Genomic DNA, 15109 nt, shown 5'->3' on the forward strand with positions numbered 1-15109 from the left:
GCTAAACTCGCGGCCGTTTTACCTAATCGCTGCATTCTTCAGACGGAACACCCATGGCCAAACGCCAACTCAATCGTCGTCAAAACTGGCGCATCGAAAAGATTCAGGGCGAGCGCGCCGCCCGCGCCGCCAAACGCGAGTCCTCGGCGGTCGAAGCCCTCGAGGGCGGCGACCTCGGCCCCGAGCAACACGGCCTGGTGATCGCCCACTTCGGTGTGCAGGTCGAAGTCGAGGCCGTGGACGGCGAACAGGCCGGCCAGGTTTTCCGTTGCCACCTGCGCGCCAACCTGCCGGCGCTGGTAACCGGTGATCGGGTGGTCTGGCGCGCCGGCAACCAGGGCATCGGGGTGATCGTCGCGCAACTGCCGCGCACCACCGAACTCTGCCGCCCCGACAGCCGTGGCCAGCTCAAGCCGGTCGCCGCGAACGTCGACATGATCGTCATCGTCTTCGCACCGCTGCCCGAGCCGCATGCCAACCTGATCGACCGCTACCTGGTCGCTGCCGAACACGCCGGCATCCGCCCGTTGCTGTTGCTGAACAAGTTCGACCTGATCGACGAGCAGAACGCCCCGGCGCTCAATGCCCTGCTGGCGGTGTACCGCACGCTGGGTTATCCGGTGCTGGAAGTCTCGGCGCATCACGGCAATGGCATGGAACAGTTGCAGAAGCAGCTCGACGGGCGCATCAGCGTGTTCGTCGGCCAGTCCGGCGTCGGCAAGTCGTCGCTGGTCAACAGCCTGCTGCCGGAAGTCGAAACCCGTGTCGGCCCGTTGTCGGAGCTGTCCGGTCAGGGCACGCACACCACGACCACCGCACGCCTGTTCCACTTCCCGGGCGGCGGCGAGTTGATCGACTCCCCGGGTATCCGTGAGTTCGGTCTGGGCCACGTCAGCCGCGCCGACGTCGAAGCCGGTTTCATCGAGTTCAACGACCTGCTCGGCACCTGCCGCTTCCGCGACTGCAAGCACGATCGCGAACCCGGTTGCGCACTGCTCAAGGCCTTGGAAGACGGCCGCGTGCAGCAGCAGCGGATGAACAGCTACCGCTCGATCATCGCCAGCCTGCCGGAAAACGGCTACTAAACAGCTGCACCGGCAGCCCCTCGTCCGAGGGCTGCCGGATGTGGGACCGCGCCTGACAAATCCTCGATTCCGTTAAACGTCAGACTCTTCTGACAGACTCGTTCGCACCTGTTTGCAGGACATTTCTCTTTCACCGCCCAGCCCTTGTAGGCTCGCGTCAGATGCCTAGATTGGGGTCCTCCTTCGCACCTTCGCGACCTTCGAGGAACCCCATGCAGACCTATCACCTGTTCATCAGCCATTCGTGGAACTACGCCCACGCCCACGACAATCTGGTACGCCTGCTCGGCGCCAGACCGGATTTCAGTTTCAAGAATTTTTCCGTGCCGCCGCACAACCCGATCATGGGCGCGCAGACCGACAAGCAACTCGAAGAAGCCATCGAGAACAAGATTCGCCCGTGCTCGGCGGTGCTGATCATGGCCGGGATGTATTCGACTTACAGCAAGTGGATCAACAAGGAAATCGAGATCGCCAAGCGCATGGGCAAAGTGATCATAGCGATCAAGCCGTTCGGCGCCGAGCGCATTTCCACAGTCGTGCGTGAGGCGGCGCACGCCGAATGCGCGTGGAACACCAACAGCATCATTGGTGCGATCCGTCAGCACACGGCGGTGTAACCATGCGCAAGGGACTGTTTATCGGCATCAACCACTACGACCACGTCTCGCCCTTGAGCGGCTGTAACAACGACGCCATGGCCATGGCGTCGGTGCTGGAGCGTCATGCCAACGGGCGACCGAACTTCAGCAGCAAAGTGCTGACTTCAGCCGAAGAAAAACTCACGCTCAGCCACATGAAACAGCAGATCCAGAGCCTGTTCTCAGGCGATTGTGACGTGGCACTGCTGTACTTCGCCGGCCATGGTCAGTTTGACACCAGCATCGACGAAGGACTCCTGATTCCCCAGGACTATCAGCCTGGCGGAGACGGGATCCGCATCAGCGACATTCTGGAGTGGGCGGACAAGGCCCCGCACATCAAGAACAAAATCATCATTCTCGATTGCTGCCAGGCCGGCGCAGCAGGCGCCATGCGCAATCTGCGTGGCGGCAGCAGTGTGATCGGCGAAGGCGTGACCATTCTCACGGCCTGCAAAAAAGAACAGTACGCCCTGGAAAGTCGCGGTCATGGCGTATTCACGGATCTGTTGCTGCAAGCGCTGCACGGTGGCGCTGCCAACGTACTCGGCAAGGTCACCCCCGGTAGCGTTTACTCGTTTGTCGACAATGCGCTGGGCGCCTGGGAACAGCGTCCGGTATTCAAGACCAATGTCTCGCAGTTCGTACCGCTGCGCGAGGTCGCGCCGCTGATTGCCGAGGAAACCCTGCGCAAACTCAAGGACTGGTTCCCGGAGCCGAGCTTCGTTTTCAGACTCGATCCCAGCTACGAGCCCACCGAGGCGCTGTTCGACCCCGAGCACGGCGACATTTTCAAGCAACTGCAAATGTGCAACCGCCACAGCCTGATCGAACCGGTGGATGCAGAGCACATGTACTACGCCGCCATGAACTCAACTGGCTGCCGCCTCACGGCGCTCGGCGCCTATTACCGTGAACTCGCCCTCAAAGGACACTTCTGATGCCCGTATTCATCAGCTACCGCCACATGGATCGCCCGCAGGCCATGGCGATCAATGCGCAATTGATGCAGGCCAACATCAAGACTTACCTCGACGTACTCGACCCGGAGTCTCAGACCACCGACGACATCACCGGGGTGATCACCCGCAACATCACCGAATGCACACACCTGCTCGCGGTGGTTTCAGAGAAAACCGCTCTGTCGTGGTGGGTGCCGTTCGAAATCGGCGAAGCGACGATCAGCAATCGCCGGATCTGCTCGTTCCGCACCGGGCCGGCAAAGTTGCCGGAGTATCTGGACAAGTGGCCGAAGCTGAGCACGGCCAGTGATCTGAATTTCTTCATCGATGCCTATCGTGAAGAAGTATCGAGCAAGCGCTCGATGACGCTGGATTCGAGCAACGAATCCTTCAGCGGCACCTATAAGCGCAACGCCGATCTTTTCCATGAACAACTGAAGAACCGGATTCGGCGCGGTTTCTGAAGCCAATCGACAGCCACAAAAAAGCCGACATCACTGTCGGCTTTTTTGTCGCTCACTGCTTCGGCGCAGGGGCCGGTGCAGCGGCTGGCGGAGCTGTTGGCGCTGGCGCCGCAGTCCCCGGCACTGCCGGTTTCGGTGCGGCGTCGTCGAACAGGTTCAAGCGTTCGCGCAACTCGTGCGCCGGCACCGGTTGCTGATCCGCCGGCAGCGCGTTCGGATCGACCGGCGTCGCCGGAGCGGCGCCGTTCTGACCTTCGGCGGCTGGCTTGGCCGCGTCGGCACCTTGCGAACCTTCGATGGCGGCCTGGGCCTTTTTGGTCAGGACCACGATGTCGATGCGGCGGTTGACCGGATTGAACGGGTTTTCCTTGTCGAACAGCGCCGACGAGGCGTAACCGACCACGCGCGCCACCTGCGAATCCGGATAGCTGCCTGCCACCAGCGCACGCCGCGCGGCGTTGGCACGGTTGGCCGAGAGTTCCCAGTTACCGAAATCACCGGTGCCGGTGTACGGCTTGGCGTCCGTGTGGCCGCTGATACTGATCTTGTTCGGCACCGCTTTGATGGTGTCGGCCATGGCCAGCAGGATGTCTTCGAAGTACGGTTTCAGGCGTGCGGAACCTGAGTCGAACATCGGCCGGTTCTCGGCGTCCATGATCTGGATGCGCAAGCCATTCGGCGTGATCTCGAACAGGATCTGATCCTTGAACTTCTGCAGCTGCGGGTTCTCGTCGACCTTGTTCTGCAGTTCTTGCAGCAACAGCTCCAGGCGCTCTTTCTCGACCTGCTCGGCCATGCCTTCGACCTGCTCGGTGTCGACCGTGACCTTGTCCGGTTGCGGCTGCGACTTCACCTCAGGGTTGAGGGTGTTTTCCGGCGCCAGGGTCGGCGTGCCGCCCAGATCAATGATGTACGGCGTGCCACTTTCGGAGAAGCCGACCGGGTCCTTGAAGTAACCGGCGATGGCGATCTTCTGCTCAGGCGTTGCGGTGGACAGCAGCCACAACACCAGGAAGAACGCCATCATCGCCGTGGCGAAGTCGGCGAAGGCGATTTTCCACGCCCCGCCGTGGTGCCCACCGGCTATGCGCTTGACGCGCTTGATGATTATCGGCTGATTATTTTCCATGGCTTAGCGACCGCGAACGGCTTGTTCCAGCTCGGCAAAGCTTGGACGGTGCGCCGGGTACAGAACCTTGCGCCCGAACTCCACGGCCAGCGATGGCGGCATGCCGGAAGCCGACGCCACCAGCGAGGCCTTGATGGCTTCGTAGACGTTCAGTTCTTCCTTGGCATCGTGCGCCAGGGAATGCGCCAACGGCCCGAAGAAGCCGTAGGCCGCGAGAATACCGAAGAAGGTACCGACCAGTGCCGCACCCACGTGCAGACCGATGGATTTCTGATCGCCTTCACCCAGCGACGCCATGGTCACCACGATACCCAGTACCGCCGCGACGATACCGAAACCGGGCATGGCGTCGGCGATGCCGTTCACCGCATGGGACGGGTGCTCGAGGTCTTCCTTGAGGCTGTAGAGTTCCATGTCGAACAGGCCTTCCAGCTCATGCGGAGCCATGTTGCCGGAGGACATGATGCGCAGGTAATCGCAGATGAACGCGGTCATGCGTTCGTCTTTGAGCACGGCCGGGTACTTGGCGAAGATCGGGCTTGCGGCAGCGTCTTCGATGTCGCCTTCGATGGCCATCATGCCTTCGCGGCGGCTCTTGTTGAGGATCTCGTAGATCAGGCCGAGCACTTCCAGATAGAACGTGTGGCTGAAGCGCGAACTGAACATGCTCAGGGATTTCTTGAGCACGTGCATCGTCATGTAACCGGGGTTGGCCTGGAGGAATGCACCGAGGGCCGCACCACCGATGATCATCACCTCGAAGGGCTGGATCAGGGCGGCAATTTTGCCGTGGGAGAGCACGTATCCGCCGAGCACGCTCGCGAATACGACGATGATGCCGATAATTTTAGCCATAGGTAGAAAGTACTTATTTAAGTCGGGTTCAAGGTCATATTCGGAAGTTAAAAAATCTCTTCTTCTACTTATCGGCAAAACTGCGCCAGACTATAGCCAGTTCAGGCGAAAAGCCAATTTAGCCCATGCCGGGCGCGTCTACAGTCAGTGAAGATCTCGTCCAGACATGGCTAATGAAACGAACGTCCCACACGCAAAACCGACCACGCTCGAGGGCTGGGTCAAACTGCTCGATGGCGTGCGCCTACCCGTGCCGCAAGAGGCGCACGACAAGGTTTGCCGGGCGATCCGCGACAACCGCAGCTCGCTGCGCGATATCGCCGACCTGATGCAGGACAGCCCGGCGCTGGCCTTGAGCATCATCCGTGAGGCAAATCGTCACACCCACGGCACCATGGCCGCTCCGGCGGAAAATCTCGAGGTGGCGATCAACCGTCTGGGCCTGGCGCGTACCGAAGAATTGCTCGCACGTCTGCCCGTCGAACCGCAGATGCAGATACCCAAGGCCTTGCGCCAACTGCAGATGATCAGCCAGCACGCGACACAACAGGCCAACGGTTTTTTTGCCAGTCGCCTGGCGCGCCTGTGGCAGGACATTCACTGGGGCAGCCTGTTGTTTCTGTCGCCGTTATGGCCGCTGGCGCTGACGTTTCCCGAATTGCTCGAAGAGTGGGAGCTGCGGGTTATCCACAAGGGCGAATCGGCGCGCACGGTCGAGAAGCAACTGTTTGGCGTGCGCCTGCTGAAGATCGCCGAAGCGCTGGTACAAGTCTGGCACCTGCCGATCTGGGTGCAGCAGGGTTATAAACTGCTGCTCAGCGAACAGCGCGAACTGGTGAAAGTTCTGCGCATCGCCCGCGACAGCGAACATCCGTTGCGCCAGCAGAATCGCCTCGACGACGATCCGACCCTGCGCCGCTGGCTCAACCAGCCGGCCAACACCGTGTTGCTGGCCAACGGCCTGGCGCTGTCGGCACAACAGGCCTGGGACAGTCCGCACAGCGAGCGCTGGCAGTACCTGACCAGCCTTTATCTGCAAATCTCGATGGACGAAGTGCAGCAGCAGTTGCACCAGCAAGCCGCCAACAGTGCGCGCCAGCATGCCATGCCCGATCTGTGGCACCCGGCCGTTTCATTATTATGGCCATGGGGCACCCATCGCTTGCCGGCCGGGATGCTGCCGGCGGCGGCGCCGAATGCCGAGGATCTGACTCAATGGCGCCGGCAATGCGCCGAACTGCTGGCCGAGCCGAGCCGCTTCACCAATGCCATGAGCCTGACCGTCGCCGCCCGTGATGCGCTGGTCGCCAGCGGCATGCGCCGGGTGATGATTCTGATGGCCGACCGCACGCAATCGAATCTGCGGGTGAACCAGACCTTCGGTTTGCCGAAGGAAGCCGCCGCGCTGAATTTTGTCGTCAGTCAGAGCAAAGTCTTGCAGCGCCTGCTCGCACAGCAGGCACAGGTACGGATCACCCCCGAGAACAACGCACAGTTTTCCGCATTGTTACCGCCGGGCCTGCGTGCGCTGTTCCGTGGCGAGCATCTGTTCCTGCGTTCGCTGGTCAATAACGGCCGGGTGATCATGATCGTCGTGGCCGACCAGGGCGGTGGGCCGTTCGCCGACATCAGCGTGCAGGCTTTCGGCAAAACCGCACAGTGCATCGAAAAGGCCCTGCACAGCTTTAGCAGCCGTGGCCGATGAGGCTGCGCTACAATCCCCCCCTTTGTGCTCTGGAGACCTCACATGTCTGACTTCTCTGGCTTGCCGCTCGTCATCGAACCGAGCGACCTGCTCCCTCGGCTGGATGCCAGCGAACTGATTCTGGTGGACCTGACCAGTGCCGCCCGCTATACCGAGGGCCATCTGCCCGGCGCACGCTTTGTCGACCCCAAGCGCACCCAGCTCGGCCAGCCGCCGGCGCCGGGGCTGCTGCCGGCCAAAGCCGATCTGGAGGCGTTGTTCGGTGAGTTGGGCCATCGTCCAGACGCGGTCTACGTGGTCTATGACGACGAGGGCGGTGGCTGGGCCGGGCGTTTCATCTGGCTGCTCGACGTGATCGGTCACGACAAATACCACTACCTCGACGGCGGTCTGCCGGCGTGGCTGGAAGCCGGCATGCCGATGTCGATCCAGGTTCCGCCTGCTGTGGGTGGGCCGGTGGCGCTGACCCTGCACGACGAGCCGACGGCAACCCGCGAATACCTGCAAAGCCGTCTCGGCGCCGCCGATCTGGCGATCTGGGACGCACGCGGGCCGCTGGAATATTCCGGTGAGAAAGTGCTGGCCGCCAAGGGTGGACACATCCCCGGCGCCGTGAACTTCGAGTGGACCGCCGGCATGGACAAGGCGCGTCAGTTGCGGATTCGCACGGACATGCCGCAGATCCTCGAAGACCTCGGGATCACCAAGGACAAAGAAATCATTACCCACTGCCAGACCCATCACCGGTCGGGCTTCACTTATCTGGTGGCCAAGTCCCTCGGTTATCCGCGGGTCAAGGGCTACGCCGGTTCCTGGGGCGAATGGGGCAACCACCCTGACACGCCTGTCGAGATTCAAGGTTCTAAGGACAACTAATGAAAGAGCGTCTGTTTATCCTCAGTCAGTACCTGCTGCCTCATCACCTGCTGTCGCGCCTGGCCGGCTGCGTCGCCGAGTGCCGCGTGCGCTGGTTCAAGAATGCCTTCACCCAGTGGTTCGCCAAGCGTTATCAGGTGGACATGTCGCAAGCACTGGTCGAAGACCTGACCGCCTACGAGCACTTCAACGCGTTCTTCACCCGTGCCCTGAAAGACGGCGCGCGGCCACTGGACCAGACTCCGGGCGCGATCCTCAGCCCGGCCGACGGTGCGGTCAGCCAGCTCGGCCCGATCGAACACGGTCGGGTGTTCCAGGCCAAGGGCCACAGCTTCAGCGTGCTGGAACTGCTGGGGGGTGACACGGCGAATGCCGCGCCGTTCATGGGCGGCGACTTCGCCACCATTTACCTGTCGCCGAAGGATTATCACCGCGTGCACATGCCGCTGGCCGGCACCCTGCGCGAGATGGTCTACATCCCGGGCCGGATCTTCTCGGTCAACCAGACCACTGCGGAAAACGTTCCGGAGCTGTTCGCCCGCAACGAGCGTGTAGCATGCATTTTCGACACCGAACGCGGGCCGATGGCCGTGGTGCTGGTCGGCGCGATGATCGTCGCCTCGATCGAAACCGTGTGGGCCGGTCTGGTCACCCCACCGAAGCGCGAACTGAAAACCTTCCGCTACGACGAAGCCGCCCGTGCGCCGATTCATCTGGAAAAAGGTGCGGAACTGGGGCGCTTCAAGCTGGGTTCGACGGCGATCGTGCTGTTTGGCCCGGATCAAGTGAAGTGGGCTGAAGAACTGGTAGCGGGTTCGCCAGTGCAAATGGGCCAGGCCCTGGCCCTGCCGACGGCCTGAGCCGGCTGATCCGCCCTTTCACACGTCTGTGAAGGGGCGGACACGACCTGGGAGGCGCCGTTACTCTATCTGCCCACGGAAGCCGATCGGCCCTTCGTTGGCGTAGGTATTGGTGCCACTGAGGTTTTTCCCTCCATCGCTGGAAGTGACGCTCAACGCGACAACGTTCTGATTGTCCCGGCCACCGATCACCCACTTGCCGCCCGGATGCCATGGGGCATCATTGCCACCCCACTGGTTCTCGACGTTGTATTGATTTTGACCGGTGCGCTGCGCCTTGAAGCCAATCGGGCCTTCGCCGGCGTAAGTCATGGTGCCGGTGAAGCTTTTGCCACCATCGCCCGACTTGATCTCGATGGCGACGACTTGCTGGTTGTCCCGCCCGCCCAGCACCCAGGTTCCACCCGGATGCCACGGTGCCGAACTACCGCCCCATTGATTTGCCACTGCATATTTAGACATGAACCTCATCTCCTTGAAGTTTCGGGAGACCTGCCCGAGGTTGACGGCAGGCCGTGCAACCGTGCGTTTCCGATCGCACGTCTGAGAGACTAGTAGGGCTTGTTGAATGGCATCCGGCCAGCAGACCAGCGGTCAAAAAGCCTGACGCCATCCGGCGAAACAGACCACAGCTGCTAGAGTTCTTGGTGTTGCCAATTTCGCCGCTGGAGCCAGTCACGGCATGAGTGAGTCACGCCCCCAACCCTCCCTGCGCGCCCCGATCCCGACGCAAACGCGCCTGTCGTTCTGTGAAGCCACCCCGCGCGACCTCAAGCGCTGGATCGCCGGCCTGCCCAAGGCCAACATCGGCGAAACCGCCCGCCAGTTGTATCAAGGCCTGGGCGAACTCAACCAATTGCTCACCCCTAGTGACAATCGCCTGCAACTCCTCGAACTGCTGCGCCCTGAGGTTTACTTCGTCTGCCAGCATCTGGAGCGGCATTTCCTGCATCAGGCGATCATGCTCGATGACCGTTCGCGCAAGATCAACAACCTGTGTCAGGCGCTGCAAAGTCATCTGGCTATCGGCTACAAGCAGATCGTTCTGCGCATTGTCCCCAAGTATCACAAGGATCGTGCGGCGCTGGTCAGTCAGGCCCTGCAACGGGCCGCGCATGCGCTCAAGGGGCAACTGCTGCGGGCGACGCAGCTGTACAGCCCGCCGCCGGAACATCTGTGGTTCGAGCTGCATCAGTTGTATCGCTGCGCTTGCGCCTTGCAGTTGCAACAGCGTCGGGTGCATGACGATCTGGCGAGTTTGAGCAGCGAACTGAGCCTGGAACAGACCTACATCGCCGCCCTGCTGCTGGGCAGCGCCCGTTGCAATCAACTGCGGCAGAACCAGATCGCCCGGCTGGCCGAAGTGCTGGAGCCGTGGAGTGCCCTGCTCAAGCTGCATCCCGGCAGCCCGCAGGATGGACTGTTCGCCATCAGCGCTGAACTGGACGCCGGCCCGCGCTACCGCAGCATGTTTCGCAAAGAACAACAGGGCGCATTGCTGGGCTTCGATCCGCAACCGCTGGTGAACATGATCGAAGCGCATTTACTGCAACAGGAGACGTCGACGCCGCTACCTGTCCCGGCAGGACTGAGCCTCGATACCCTGCAACATTTGCACGCCAGTTGGGGACAGGCCGCCGAGCGCAGTTTTCAGCGCACCGCCGGTCAAGGCAGCCTGACCGTGTGCGTTGGCATGAGCGCCCTGCACTTTTACCTGGGCGGCGAACGCAGCTTCAGCGAACTGCTGAAACATCCCGGTGCTCGCGCGGCCAATTTCAGTCGCGTCGTGGTCCAGGGCGAAAAGGACAGCTGGAGCCAGGCCTTCGACGCCGCACCGCTGGGCGCGACTGAAGAGTTGCTGCCGTACGAAGAAATCCAGTACGACCATCTGGGCGAAGACGAGAGCAACACCGACAGCCCTCCACACTATCCGACCTACAGTTTGCCGGTGATCAACCACAGTCCCGGCGGCTATTGTCTGGCGTGGCCGAGTGAAGTACCCGCCGAATTGCAGGCCGGGGAAATGCTCGGAATTCAGGACAGTGCGAATCAGGGCTGGAGCATTGCGGTGGTGCGCTGGATTCGTCAGGTGCGCGGCAGCGGGCCGCAAATGGGCATAGAACTGGTCGCACCACACGCCGAACCTTGCGGTTTGCAACTGGTGCGCTCGCGAGATGATCACAGTCAGTATTTGCGCGGTCTGCTGCTACCGGAGATCAGCGCCATCGACCTGCCCGCGACCTTGCTCGCCCCGCGCCTGCCGTTTCAGGAAGGCAATAAAGTGCTGATCAACACCCACGGCGAAGAACACCGCGCCGGGCTGGATCGACGGGTGGCGAGTACGCACAGTTTCAATCAGTTTGCCTATCGCTCGCTGGAGGCCGCGCAGAATGGCGGGGGCGAGGAGGATTTCGATTCGTTGTGGAAATCGCTTTAGATCGGGTTGAGCCCTTCGCGAGCAAGCCCGCTCCCACAGGAGACCGAGTTCAATGTGGGAGCGGGCTTGCTCGCGAAAGGGCCCGCTCAGACTACAGAGATATCAGAGCTGCCCGTCGCGATCGCGAAAGCCCAGCAGATACAGCACGCCATCCAGTCCCAAGGTCGAAATCGCCTGCTTCGCCGACTGTTTGACCAGCGGCTTGGCGCGGAACGCCACACCCAGCCCGGCAATCGCCAGCATTGGCAGGTCATTCGCGCCGTCGCCCACAGCGATGGTCTGCTCCAGACGCAAGCCTTCCTTGTGCGCCAGTTCCTTCAGCAGATCCGCTTTACGCTGCGCATCAACGATCGGCTCGATGGCCACGCCGGTGCACTTGCCGTCGACCACTTCCAGTTCGTTGGCGAACACGTAGTCGATGCCGAGTTTGGCCTGCAGCTGTTTGGCGAAGTAAGTGAAGCCGCCAGACAGGATCGCGGTCTTGTAGCCCAGACGCTTGAGTTCGGCGAACAGGGTTTCCGCGCCTTCGGTCAGGCGCAGCGAAGCGCCGATCGAGTCCAGCACGCTGACATCCAGGCCCTTGAGCAGCGCCAGGCGCTCTTTGAAGCTGGCGCGGAAGTCCAGTTCGCCGGCCATCGCGCGCTCGGTGATGGCCGAGACCTGCTCACCGACACCGGCGGCCTTGGCCAGTTCGTCGATGACTTCAGCTTCGATCAGCGTCGAGTCCATGTCGAACACCGCCAGACGCCGGTTGCGGCGGAACAGCGAATCTTCCTGGAAGGCGATGTCGACGTTCAGCTCCTGCGCGACGCTGAGGAATTCGGCACGCAGCGCCTGCGGATCAGCCGCTTCGCCACGCACGGAAAACTCGATGCAGCCCTTGCCTTTGTCCGCCGGAGTGTCCAGCGGCATGCGACCCGACAGACGGTCGATATGGTCGATGTTCAGGCCATATTTGGCGGTGATCGAGCTGACCGCCTGCAATTGGCCGGCGGTCACTTTGCGGGTCAACAGGGTGACGATGTGGCGTTTCTTGCCCTGATTGCCCACCCACTGCTGGTAATCCTCTTCGGACACCGGGGTGAAGCGCACCTGCTGGTCGAGCTCGTAGCCCTTGAACAGGATGTCCTTGAGCACGGCTTTGCCTTGCTCGGAGTCGGGAATCTCGACCAGGATGCCGAACGACAGGGTGTCGTGGATCACCGCCTGACCGATGTCGAGAATGTTCACACCACCCTGGGCCAGAACGCCGGTAATGGCCGCAGTCAGACCCGGACGGTCGACTCCCGTGATGTTAATCAGGACGATTTCGCGCAACGCGCACCCCCGCAACTGGAAAAAAACCGCATTCTACCCACTTTCAGTGACCATCGGGCACCGCGAGCGCTTTGCCGGTCTAGGGCCTGTCGCTATACTGCGCGTCAACTTCACGGACAAAAGAGCCGAGCTCAGTGAACCGGCCCACGCCAGTTAAAACCGATAACTTCTTCCTGCTGATCTTCCGTGCACTGCGCCACCGCCGTGTGCCGATTGCATTGCGCATTGCCAGCCATAACGTGATCCTGGTCGCTCTGGCCCTAGTGATCTATGCCGGGGTGATGGGCCTGCAGTTCAAGCAGGCCATGCACGAGCAGGCCGATGCGCTGGGCGAAAGCCTGACCACGCAGACCGCCACCTCTGCCACTGAACTGTTGGTGTCCAACGACATCCTCAGCCTCAACGTGCTGCTCAACAACCTGACCAAGAACAAGCTGGTGGCCCACGCGGCTATCTATAGCGTGGACAACCGCATCCTCGCCGAATCCGGTCAGCGCCCCAAGCACAGCCTGCTGGGCGAAGCCGAGGGCATGTACGAGAGCAAGATCACCTTCCAGGACGTGACTGCCGGGCAACTGCGCATCAGCCTGGACATGGATCAGTTCCAGCAGCCGATGACCATCAGCCTGCAGAGCATGGGCATTCTCAGTGCGATCCTGCTGGCCTTGTCGCTGGCCCTGAGCCTGCGCATGGGGCGCTATCTATCGACGCCGTTGCTGCAATTGCGCGTCTGGCTGCGGCGCATCGACGAACACACGCCGGGCATAGATCGTCAGGACGAAATCGGCGATCTGGCGCGTCAGCTGCACGCCAACTACGCTCCGGAGCCTGCGCCTGAACCCGAGCCAGAGCCGGAACCCGAGTTCGAGGAAGAGGATGAGCCAGAGTTCGAAGTGCGCAACCTGCGTGACCCGAGCTTTGACGAAACCCGCCCGATGGCCGCGCAAAAACCGGCGCCGCGCCACGTGGTCAGCACCGTTGAAGACGATGATGACGACGAAGATCCGTTTGCCGATCTGCGCGACGAGTCGCTGACCGAAGCTGTTCCGGCGCCGCGTAAAGCGACACCAAGCGTGCCGCAGCACAGCGCGGTGCTGGCGATCCAGCTGGGTTCGCAAGAGCAACTGCGGCGCCTGCCGCGTGCCCGTCTGGAAGAGTTGCTGGAGCGCTATCGCGATTGTCTCGATCAGGCCGCTTCGCTGTATCAGGGCGAAATCGAAACCCTGAACGATGGCAGCACACTGATGCTGTTCCACACCGAAGACAGCGGTGACGACTACCTGACCAACGCCATCTGCTGCGGCGAGTTGCTGCGGGCGCTGGGCCATCAGTTGCAGATCGAAGTCGCCGACAGCGGCATCACCCTGCAATTGCAACTGGGCCTGACCCTGGGCGACGAGCTGTTCGGCCTGAGCCAGATCGACCTGCTGCTGACCGATTCGGCTCAGGATGCGCTGGCCCTGTCGCAACACAGTCGCAACCTGCTGCTGGTCGAGCGCAAGATCGGTGACGATGCGCTGATTCGCCAGCGTGCGCGGATCCGTCCGATCGCCAGCCCTGAGGGGGCCTGCTGTGTCGAGCGGTTGATGGAGCCTTATCCGTCGATGCTCGAGCGACAACTGGCGCGGATGCATGAGCGCCGGGCGTAAGCCTTAGGCCAGATGCACAGAAGCCCGCAGACAAGTGATTGTCTGCGGGCTTTTTTGTGGGCGATTGAAAAGCCCCTCACCCTAGCCCTCTCCCGGAGGGAGAGGGGACTCATTGGGGGATATTCCAGAGTTACACCGACCTGCCCCTGCTCTACCGAATCCACAATAGCCAACATCTTCCAAGTGGACGTATGACGCATAACACCTCGGTCAGTCCCATCTCCCTCCGGGAGAGGGCTAGGGTGAGGGAGATACAACAAAGCCCGCACAAGGCGGGCTCTGGTTTGACTCTGATTCAGATTTAGAAGCGGAACACTTCCATATCCGTGCGAATCGGCGAAGCCATCGGGATCTTCGGCTGCTTCTCTGCATCCGCCGCCGGCGCTGCCGGTTTAGGCGCTGCCTTACGCGGTGCTTCGGCCACCGGAGGCTGGTTGGCCAATGGCTTGAGCGCCACCGACAACTGCTCGGCCAGACGCTGCAGCAGAATCCCCTGCGCCTGCACCTGCGAAGCCGTGGTACCGGCATGCAGCTCCTGCAGATGAACGATGCGGTTGTCGCGCACCTGACCACGACGGTCGATCAGACGCCATTGTGCATCGAGGATCGCCGGTTGCTTCTCACCGGAGTCCAGACGCGTGATGGTCAGCAATACCTGCACATCCGGGGCAAATCCCAGAGTGGCGGGTGCCAATACCACACGCTGGCTGTCCAGATGACCGGCCACCTGACGCATCAGCAATTGATCGATATCCGACGAAAGGCTGCCCGCCCAGCGACCGTCGGTCGAGGCTTGCAGGCTGCCGTCCGGTTGACGTTGCAGCAAAGTTTCACGTTGCAGGTAATCAGCAATGACTACCGGACCCAACAAAACCGCCATGCCTGTGCTTTGCGCAGGCTGAGCCGGACTTCCGCTGTCCAGCTGATACAGCGACACCGGCTGGTGAACGCTGCAACCCGCCAGGCCCAAAACGCCGGCGAGCAGGAAAATAAGGGGGCGCAGAGCAGTCATCATCCCGTCCAGGTGGCCGCCACAAGGCTGACCACAGTGAAAATACTCAATAAATATGAAGAACGCTCGGCCACGCCGGCGCTTGGAAAGGCCATATCATCCGTGAATATGCGTTCC

General features: G+C 61.6%; 14 protein-coding genes. 9 read left to right on the forward strand and 5 right to left on the reverse strand.

Annotated features, from left to right (window positions below):
• Positions 1 to 53 precede the first annotated feature (53 nt).
• The 4 genes from rsgA to J1G18_RS04465 all read left to right on the forward strand — a co-directional run bounded on the left by rsgA (position 54) and on the right by J1G18_RS04465 (position 3152).
• Positions 54 to 1085, forward strand: a complete 1032-nt coding sequence (gene rsgA, locus J1G18_RS04450) for a small ribosomal subunit biogenesis GTPase RsgA (protein ID WP_123585491.1) — start codon at positions 54 to 56, stop codon at positions 1083 to 1085.
• A 212-nt stretch (positions 1086 to 1297) separates the two neighbouring features.
• A complete protein-coding gene (locus tag J1G18_RS04455; RefSeq protein ID WP_047600711.1) occupies positions 1298 to 1705 on the forward strand; it encodes a TIR domain-containing protein in 408 nt (135 codons plus the stop codon).
• Positions 1706 to 1707: 2 nt separating this feature from the next.
• Positions 1708 to 2667, forward strand: coding sequence for a caspase domain-containing protein (locus J1G18_RS04460; protein WP_223007149.1), 960 nt, complete (start codon positions 1708 to 1710; stop codon positions 2665 to 2667).
• Positions 2667 to 3152: a toll/interleukin-1 receptor domain-containing protein gene (locus J1G18_RS04465; protein WP_027611406.1), complete on the forward strand. Its 486-nt coding sequence runs from the start codon at positions 2667 to 2669 to the stop codon at positions 3150 to 3152. The genes J1G18_RS04460 and J1G18_RS04465 overlap by 1 nt, the downstream gene beginning before the upstream one ends.
• Positions 3153 to 3204: 52 nt before the next feature.
• Here the strand turns inward: J1G18_RS04465 and motB are convergent, their stop codons facing one another.
• Complete coding sequence (gene motB / locus J1G18_RS04470; protein ID WP_134785299.1) at positions 3205 to 4281, reverse strand: flagellar motor protein MotB; 1077 nt, start codon at positions 4279 to 4281, stop codon at positions 3205 to 3207.
• 3 nt (positions 4282 to 4284) lie between these two features.
• On the reverse strand, positions 4285 to 5136 hold the full coding sequence (gene motA / locus J1G18_RS04475) for a flagellar motor stator protein MotA (protein ID WP_007952169.1): 852 nt from the start codon (positions 5134 to 5136) through the stop codon (positions 4285 to 4287).
• A 166-nt stretch (positions 5137 to 5302) separates the two neighbouring features.
• On the opposite strand from motA, the gene J1G18_RS04480 reads away from it, so the two are divergent.
• Genes J1G18_RS04480 through asd form a run of 3 tightly spaced genes read left to right on the forward strand, consistent with a single transcriptional unit; the run spans position 5303 to position 8577 of the window.
• Entirely contained in the window at positions 5303 to 6841 is a 1539-nt protein-coding gene (locus J1G18_RS04480) for an HDOD domain-containing protein (RefSeq protein ID WP_097089861.1), read from the forward strand.
• A 42-nt stretch (positions 6842 to 6883) separates the two neighbouring features.
• Positions 6884 to 7717 (forward strand): thiosulfate sulfurtransferase, encoded by an 834-nt coding sequence (rhdA, locus tag J1G18_RS04485; protein ID WP_098966921.1) that lies wholly within the window; start codon positions 6884 to 6886, stop codon positions 7715 to 7717.
• Positions 7717 to 8577, forward strand: coding sequence for an archaetidylserine decarboxylase (gene asd, locus J1G18_RS04490; protein WP_027611402.1), 861 nt, complete (start codon positions 7717 to 7719; stop codon positions 8575 to 8577). Before rhdA ends, asd begins: the two co-directional genes overlap by 1 nt.
• A 60-nt stretch (positions 8578 to 8637) precedes the next feature.
• On the opposite strand, the gene J1G18_RS04495 is transcribed toward asd, so the two are convergent.
• A complete protein-coding gene (locus tag J1G18_RS04495; RefSeq protein WP_027611401.1) occupies positions 8638 to 9039 on the reverse strand; it encodes a hypothetical protein in 402 nt (133 codons plus the stop codon).
• 220 nt (positions 9040 to 9259) lie between these two features.
• On the opposite strand from J1G18_RS04495, the gene J1G18_RS04500 reads away from it, so the two are divergent.
• On the forward strand, positions 9260 to 11014 hold the full coding sequence (locus tag J1G18_RS04500) for a molecular chaperone (RefSeq protein ID WP_223007150.1): 1755 nt from the start codon (positions 9260 to 9262) through the stop codon (positions 11012 to 11014).
• A gap of 102 nt (positions 11015 to 11116) precedes the next feature.
• Here J1G18_RS04500 and serB read toward each other — a convergent pair whose 3' ends face one another.
• Entirely contained in the window at positions 11117 to 12331 is a 1215-nt protein-coding gene (serB, locus tag J1G18_RS04505) for a phosphoserine phosphatase SerB (RefSeq protein WP_007967407.1), read from the reverse strand.
• 134 nt (positions 12332 to 12465) lie between these two features.
• On the opposite strand from serB, the gene J1G18_RS04510 reads away from it, so the two are divergent.
• Positions 12466 to 13980, forward strand: a complete 1515-nt coding sequence (locus J1G18_RS04510; RefSeq protein WP_096794755.1) for an AhpA/YtjB family protein — start codon at positions 12466 to 12468, stop codon at positions 13978 to 13980.
• Positions 13981 to 14281: 301 nt separating this feature from the next.
• Here the strand turns inward: J1G18_RS04510 and J1G18_RS04515 are convergent, their stop codons facing one another.
• Positions 14282 to 14992 (reverse strand): membrane integrity-associated transporter subunit PqiC, encoded by a 711-nt coding sequence (locus tag J1G18_RS04515; RefSeq protein ID WP_095138104.1) that lies wholly within the window; start codon positions 14990 to 14992, stop codon positions 14282 to 14284.
• Positions 14993 to 15109: the final 117 nt, after the last annotated feature.

This window comes from Pseudomonas sp. MIS38, from assembly GCF_019891575.1.
Taxonomy (GTDB): Bacteria; Pseudomonadota; Gammaproteobacteria; order Pseudomonadales; family Pseudomonadaceae; genus Aquipseudomonas; species Aquipseudomonas putida_A.

Coding starts and splice junctions, on each gene's coding strand:
- J1G18_RS04500 (WP_223007150.1), top strand. CDS start 9,260: ATGAGTGAGTCACGCCCCCAACCCTCCCTGCGCGCCCCGATCCCGACG.
- J1G18_RS04460 (WP_223007149.1), top strand. CDS start 1,708: ATGCGCAAGGGACTGTTTATCGGCATCAACCACTACGACCACGTCTCG.
- rhdA (WP_098966921.1), top strand. CDS start 6,884: ATGTCTGACTTCTCTGGCTTGCCGCTCGTCATCGAACCGAGCGACCTG.
- J1G18_RS04495 (WP_027611401.1), bottom strand. CDS start 9,039: ATGTCTAAATATGCAGTGGCAAATCAATGGGGCGGTAGTTCGGCACCG.
- asd (WP_027611402.1), top strand. CDS start 7,717: ATGAAAGAGCGTCTGTTTATCCTCAGTCAGTACCTGCTGCCTCATCAC.
- J1G18_RS04480 (WP_097089861.1), top strand. CDS start 5,303: ATGGCTAATGAAACGAACGTCCCACACGCAAAACCGACCACGCTCGAG.
- motA (WP_007952169.1), bottom strand. CDS start 5,136: ATGGCTAAAATTATCGGCATCATCGTCGTATTCGCGAGCGTGCTCGGC.
- J1G18_RS04465 (WP_027611406.1), top strand. CDS start 2,667: ATGCCCGTATTCATCAGCTACCGCCACATGGATCGCCCGCAGGCCATG.
- rsgA (WP_123585491.1), top strand. CDS start 54: ATGGCCAAACGCCAACTCAATCGTCGTCAAAACTGGCGCATCGAAAAG.
- motB (WP_134785299.1), bottom strand. CDS start 4,281: ATGGAAAATAATCAGCCGATAATCATCAAGCGCGTCAAGCGCATAGCC.
- J1G18_RS04455 (WP_047600711.1), top strand. CDS start 1,298: ATGCAGACCTATCACCTGTTCATCAGCCATTCGTGGAACTACGCCCAC.
- J1G18_RS04515 (WP_095138104.1), bottom strand. CDS start 14,992: ATGACTGCTCTGCGCCCCCTTATTTTCCTGCTCGCCGGCGTTTTGGGC.